Origin of the sequence: Candidatus Desulfatibia sp. (genome assembly GCF_036446775.1) — a bacterium.
Classification (GTDB): Bacteria; Desulfobacterota; Desulfobacteria; order Desulfobacterales; family UBA11574; genus Desulfatibia_A.
In genome coordinates, this window is the sequence record NZ_JAZFTO010000284.1 from 1 (window position 1) to 6,634 (window position 6,634).

A 6,634-nucleotide genomic window follows, 5' to 3' on the forward strand; every position below is an offset into this window, starting at 1 on the left:
TTTTCAGGCGCGGTTTTCAGTTCTGCGGGCGGGGGGGCGCTGAACGGTTTTTTATTTTCGTTTTCGGTTGCGGCGTGCGGGTTCGTTATGGGAATTCCCTACCCGCTGGGGCTAAGGGTTCTCGGCTCAACGTCGGATGAAACAATTCCGTGGGGAATGGCGGCAAACGGATTCGCATCGGTCATAGGGGCCGCCGCCGCGCCGTTGCTGGCGCTTTCGTTGGGGTTCGGCAACGTGCTAATTCTCGCCGCCGCTCTTTATATAGCCGCGGGCATCGCCGCCGGTCTTGCGGCGAAAAAGGCCGGAGGGTTTTGATAAATGAAAGTATTGAAGGCTTTGTGCAAAATAATCGTTATCACTTCATAATGATCAAAATCATGTAGTGTATGATGTACTTAGGCTGTTACAGACAGGATTTACATAGGGGGCATGTGGTGGAATGAGCAGAGTTGCTGTTAACAAAGAGCTTTTGCTTTGGGCATTAGAGCGCTCACATCGGACGGTTGATGAACTGCAAAACAAGTTTCCAAAAATCGAACAATGGATTACAGGTGAGGTGCAACCAACGCTAAGACAAGTGGAAATCTTGGCAAAAAAAACATTGACGCCGCTGGGTTTTTTCTTTCTTAATGAACCACCTGAGGACCGCTTACCATTCCCGTTTTTCAGAACATATAGCGATGACCTTATGAGCACACCATCTCCTGAACTTTTGCAAACCGTTCAAATGATGCAACAACGGCAAATATGGATGCGCGAGTATTTGATTGAGGAAGGTCAGGACAGGCTTCCGCTTGTAAACTCTTCAAGGGTTCAGGAAGAGGTTACATCAGTAGCAGAGCTTATTAGGCAAGCACTTCGCCTTGAAGAAGGGTGGGCTGCCATGCAGCCAACGTGGACAGATGCTCTCAGTGCTCTTCGAGAAGCTATGGAAGAAGCAGGGATAATGGTTGTGATTAACGGCGTTCTCGGGAACAATACCCATTGCAAACTTAACCCTAGTGAATTTCGCGGGTTCGTTCTTGTAGATGAGTATGCCCCACTTATATTTGTCAATGGTTCTGATAGCAAGGCCGCACAAATGTTTACGCTTGCCCATGAAGTAGCGCATGTATTCCTTGGGAGCAGCGCAGGTTTTGATTTGCGTGAAATGCAGCCGGCAAACGACCCAACTGAACAAGTATGCAATAGAATAGCCGCGGAACTTCTAATTCCGGAAAATAGTTTACGCTCTCTGTGGCATACATTCGAAAATGATTCGGAACCATTCCAAAAGATAGCACGGGAGTATAAGGTTAGTGCGCTTGTGGCTGCCCGTAGGGCTTTGGATATTGCTCTTATTGATAAAAATAGATTCTTGGAGTTTTATAGAGCCTATCTCAGCGATGAACGCCGAAAAGCGGCAAGTAGGGCACCAGGAGGAGATTTTTATAATAACCAGAATGTGCGTGTAGGACAGCGTTTCGCATCATTCGTACTTCGGGCAGCAAAGGAAGGTAAGTTACTTTACTCTGAAGCCTACAAATTAACAGGTCTGTATGGTGCAACCTTTGACCGTTATACATCCTCTATCGAGGGCGGAAAATACTAGCTGTGCCAGATGTCAAATATGCTCTCGATGCCAATGTTTTTATTGAATCTGCGAACCGCCATTATGCATTCGACCTTGTACCTGCTTTTTGGGATAGCTTGATAAGCCATGCAAGTAGCGGACAGATTCGGAGCATTGACCGCATTCAAGGTGAGTGTTCGAGAATGAAAAATGAACTTGCGGACTGGGTAGATGGAGACTTTGATGATGCCTTCGATTCAACTGATGAGCCAGAAATTGTGCAGAAATTTGGTGAGATTATGAATTGGGTGAATAATCAAGACCAGTTTAATGATCCAGCAAGGGCGGACTTTGCAAGCGGTGCGGATGGGTGGTTAATAGCTTTTGCAATTGTAAAAGATTATGTTGTCGTGACGCATGAAGTATTTTCACGCGATATTCAAAAAAAGGTACCAATCCCTAATGTGTGTAAGGCTTTTGATGATAAGAGATGTATTGATACTTTTGTAATGTTAAGAGAACTTGGAGTACAATTCGGATAGCCTCCCAGAGTGATTTCAATAAACTGAAAAATATAACAACCCAGAAAGGTCGTTGGTTTTTTAGAGCCGAGGGGTAGAATCAAACCGGCATGAGGCCGCCCCCCTTCAGGACTATTCCATGTTCCCCTGTGATTTAGCCGCCGTTGTTTCCTGTCTGGAGCCTTCCTCTATTATCTGCCCCACGTCGATGATAAGGGCCACCTCCCCGTTGCCCATAATCGACGCGCCGGCTATGCCGTGAATGTCCTTAAGGATCGAGCCGATATTTTTTATGACGATTTCCTGCTGCTGGAAAAGTTCATCCACCACAAGCCCCAGCCTTTTTTCCGCAATGCCGACGACCACGACGAATACGGCGTCGGTTTTCTTTGATAAGCGCGGTTTATCCTTTCTTTCACTTTTCATGCCCCTCGCCCTTTTCCTGTGAAGTTGGAAGTAATCGCCAAGGCGCAATAGCGGCATTACCGACCCGCGCAGGTCTATCATCTCCCTGCCATGAAGAATGCGTATTTCGGCTGGAGTTATGCGTATCGACTCCACAACCGCGGAAAGGGGTACGGCGAAGGTCTCCTCCCCCACGCCCACCATAAGGGCGGGAATGATCGCCAGCGTAAGGGGCAGCCTTATCAAAAACGTTGCGCCCTTGCCCGGCTCCGAATGGACGTCTATAAGGCCCTTTAGTTTTATGATGTTCTTTTTCACCACGTCCATGCCGACGCCTCGTCCCGAAATCTTTGTGGTGATTTCGGCGGTGGTAAAGGACGGCTCGAATATGAAGTGAACTATCTCATCTTCGGATAGGCGCTCTTCTTCGCCCGTAATAAGCCCCATCTGCCGGGCTTTTGCGTGGATCTGATCTATGTTAAGCCCGCGCCCGTCGTCCGACACCTTTATGACAATATTATTTCCTTCCTGATAGGCCTCCAATTTTATCGTCCCAACGGGATTTTTCCCGGCCGCCCTGCGTTCCCCCTGCGTTTCTATTCCGTGATCGATAGAATTTCTTACAATGTGCATCAGGGGATCGGATATTTCCTCCACGAGCGTTTTATCCAGTTCCGTTTCCTTGCCGAAGAATTCGATTTCCACCTTTTTGCCCAGCGCTTTCGAAAGGTCCCGCACCATGCGCGGAAGCCTGTTGAATACGTTTCCGATCGGCACCATTCGCACCGACATTATCATTCCCTGAATCTCGTTCATGTGTCTCTGGAAGAGGAGGTTTGTTTCCGTCAACTGCTTTGAAAGCGGATCGCTGCGGTTGCGGTTCTTCAGTTCATCGGTTATGCGTCCGAAACGGGTTCGGTCCGTAACAAGCTCGCCCACCAGGTTAAGGAGGTTGTCCAGCCTTTCGATATCCACGCGTATGGTGCTCGTCCCCTTTTCCACTATTCTCTTCTTCGCTTTTTCGGCCAACTTTTCCTTTTCCACCCCGGGAATGCCGGGCGCGGCTTCCCTTGAAACTTCAAGGAGAGTTCCATCCGGGACCGGCGCGCCCCATACATCCTTTTTCTTGAGGACTTCCTTCAGTTCGACTGTTTTGATTCCAACCCCTTTCATGATGTGCATTCTTATGTCGTCCTCCTCAAGCTCCGAGGAAAAGAGAAAGCGAAAGCCCATTTTGAATTCATCGGCGTTGAACCCGTTTATGTCCGGCACGTCTTCGATAAGTGGAATGCGCACTATGATATTTCCCGCCTCTTCGATAATCGGCAGCACTACCAACGGCTCATGGCCTTCCCCAATAGCTCCACTTTTAAAAAATATCTTCATATCGAAAATGGCAAGCGATTTTTCGTGCTCTTCGGTAATCATCGCCATTTCCCTGTCGTCCAGGAAATCCAGATCAACCGCGGCCATTTTCATAGCGCTCTTCAACTCACCGATTTTTCCCGCCACCTTAAAGGTTTCTCCAAGAGCCCCTTCCAACAAGCCGATTTCCCTCTCTATCCCGGCGCCGGTGTCTTTTCGTTGACGAATTTCATCAAAAAGCTTGCGCACGGTCTTCGTGCATTCAAACAGAACTATAAGAATCCGGCTGTCAATGGCCACGTTTTTTGCTTCAATCGATGCCAGAAAGCTCGTCATGTCGGCCGTAAGGGAGGATATTTTCGAAAAGCCCAGCATGGCCGAGCCGCCCTTTATGGCGTTAAGGTCTTTTTTCAAGTTTACAAGAATATCTGTTCTGGACGGGTCGTTTTCCAAAATGAGGAGGCCGCGATCTATTGACCCGGCCAGTTCGGATACGTCCGCAAGGTACTCGGCAATAATTGCCTTGTCCAAAGACGACAGAATTTCCGAAAGGCCGGCGTGCGCTTTTGGTTTCGCAAAGCCGCTTTTCCCGTAATGCAAAACCCGCACGGGATCCATTAATATATCCTTTATCTTATCGGGCGGTTCCGCCGAGCTGAAAAGCACCCGGCAGTTTACGATTCCCTTTTCACGGAAAATCTCTCTAAAAGTCGGGTGGGTAACGATAAGGCGTCCGTTTTCTTCTACCAGTTTAAAGACGGGGAGTCCTCTCATTCTCTTTGGCATCAGCCCCCCGCTGAATTCTTTTGTTATTTCGTAAATTGACTGTCCCGCGTTATATGCCTCCTCAATAAGGGAAAGCTCCGCCTCGCCCAGGCCATAGTAGTCAATTCCGATTTTTTCCAGAATTGACGGCTGTTCCCCATCCTTCGCCTGCGCGGGAACATTGCCTTCGACAACATCCTTGAGGGCCCTTACCAGACCGTATGCCCTGACGTTTTTGTCCGTTCCCTCGGTTTTAAGGGTATTTATTTGTGTCACCAGGAAATCGACCGACTTAAAAAGAATATCTATAACGACGGGAGTGGGGGCGATGGCATCCCGCCTCATTTCGCCAAGAACGTCTTCCACGTAATGGGCAAGCTCTTCTATATTTTTCAGCTCGATCATTCCCGCCAGCCCTTTTATGGTGTGGGCCGCGCGGAAAAGGGAATCTATTTTTCCCCTGATGAGCCCGCCCTTTCCCCCTCCTTTTTCTATTTCAAGAAGGCATGAATTGAGCGTAAGGAGGTGTTCTTCGGTCTCCTCCAAAAACTCGTTTAAAAAGCCGGAAAAATCTTCCATATCCACCTAATGTTATTTTTGGGACTTTGTATAAATATATCCCATAACTTTGGCCAAGAAAACAGAGATGTGATTTAGTTTAGGATTGGTGCAGACAGGCAATCATGCCTGTCGGGCGGCCATGGGGCCGCCGATTAATTTGCCCTTCGGGCAAACGGCAGACAGGATTGTCTGCCCCACCGCTTCCTTTCTACCTATTGGCATGAATAACTATTATTTCTTACCCACTCATTTCCACGATGAGCCTTACTTTATATCGGGCAGTTTGGCGTAAAAAACTGTTTCCTTATTTTCCGTCGATTCAACAAGCAATTCACCGCCATGGGCTTTCATGATGTCCCTGCTGAGCGGAAGCCCCATGCCGGTACCAACCTCTCCGGCAGTGCCGGTGGTGGATGTTTTCTCTTCATAATTAAAAATTGCATCCAGGCGTTTCGAGTTGATGCCTACGCCCGTATCGGAAACGGCTATCGTGGTTGGCTCACCGTCGGGTATGTAAATCGTAATGGAATCCCCTTTATTGCAGAACTTTATGGCATTTGATACGAGGTTTTGGATGACTTCACCAAACAATGCGTCGTCGGCATATATGTATGATTTTTCAGGTACTTTATTTACCAGTCTTACTCCCTTCTCATCCGCAGCATGTGTAAAACCAGCCATGGCCTTTACCGCTACCATGTTGGCATCCATGGAACCAAGCTTAGGCACAAGTTTTCCATTCCGAATCCTGCTGATATTAAGGATATTTTCAATCAGGCTAACCATGTTTTGCCCCGACTCCATCGCACCGTCAAGTATCCGCCTCTGGCCCACACCGGGCGGCTCCGCCTCATCATCGCGTACCAGCTTCAGGAACCCAAGCATTGTTCCGAGCGGTCCTTTCAGGTCATGCGATACAAGGGATATGAAATTATCCTTCAGTCTGGTGGTCTCTTTCAGGTCCTTGGCCATTTTGTTGAAAGACCGGGCCAGGTCACCCAGTTCGTCATTGGAGGAAATTGCGATATTCACGTCAAAATCGCCCTTCCCAATTTTTTTCGTTTCGCTAAGCATCCTCATTACCGGAAGCGAGACTTTCTTACCGATAACCAGCGCAACTATTGCCATTATCAGGATTAACACCGCTCCAGTCCACATAATCGCGTACACCCCTTGATTGAAAGACCCTAGCATCTCGGATAAATCATGGGACAGGATAACGTACCAGAACTCACCCCTGTTGCCCATCATATGGTCAAGCGACTCGTAGCTGCCGCCGAACCCTACTTTCCCGGATCCGAGAGATATTGAAATCGGCGTATAGGCGAACATGGTGTCCCTGCCCTCTTCACTCAACACAAACGACACGGTATCCCTTTTTCCAAGCATCTTGTTCAACGCCGGCGAGATCTTTGTGCTAAGAGGTTCTTTCCCCTTTTCCAGAACGACTATCCCGCCGGACCTG

5 protein-coding genes are annotated in these 6,634 nt (G+C 48.4%); 3 read left to right on the top strand and 2 right to left on the bottom strand.

Annotated features, from left to right (window positions below; translation table 11 throughout):
• From V3S16_RS13415 to V3S16_RS13425, 3 genes are all read left to right on the top strand, one after another.
• Positions 1-315 (top strand): hypothetical protein (locus V3S16_RS13415; RefSeq protein WP_413885755.1); only part of this gene is annotated, 315 nt, incomplete at its 5' end.
• A 124-nt stretch (positions 316-439) separates the two neighbouring features.
• Positions 440-1,591: an ImmA/IrrE family metallo-endopeptidase gene (locus V3S16_RS13420; RefSeq protein WP_413885757.1), complete on the top strand. Its 1,152-nt coding sequence runs from the start codon at positions 440-442 to the stop codon at positions 1,589-1,591.
• A gap of 2 nt (positions 1,592-1,593) precedes the next feature.
• Complete coding sequence (locus V3S16_RS13425; protein WP_413885759.1) at positions 1,594-2,094, top strand: DUF4411 family protein; 501 nt, start codon at positions 1,594-1,596, stop codon at positions 2,092-2,094.
• 111 nt (positions 2,095-2,205) lie between these two features.
• On the opposite strand, the gene V3S16_RS13430 is transcribed toward V3S16_RS13425, so the two are convergent.
• Both V3S16_RS13430 and V3S16_RS13435 read right to left on the bottom strand, forming a co-directional pair.
• Entirely contained in the window at positions 2,206-5,187 is a 2,982-nt protein-coding gene (locus tag V3S16_RS13430) for a chemotaxis protein CheW (RefSeq protein WP_413885761.1), read from the bottom strand.
• Between the two features lie 246 nt (positions 5,188-5,433).
• Positions 5,434-6,634, bottom strand: a 1,201-nt coding sequence (locus tag V3S16_RS13435) for an ATP-binding protein (protein ID WP_413885762.1), incomplete at its 5' end; no start/stop codon positions are given.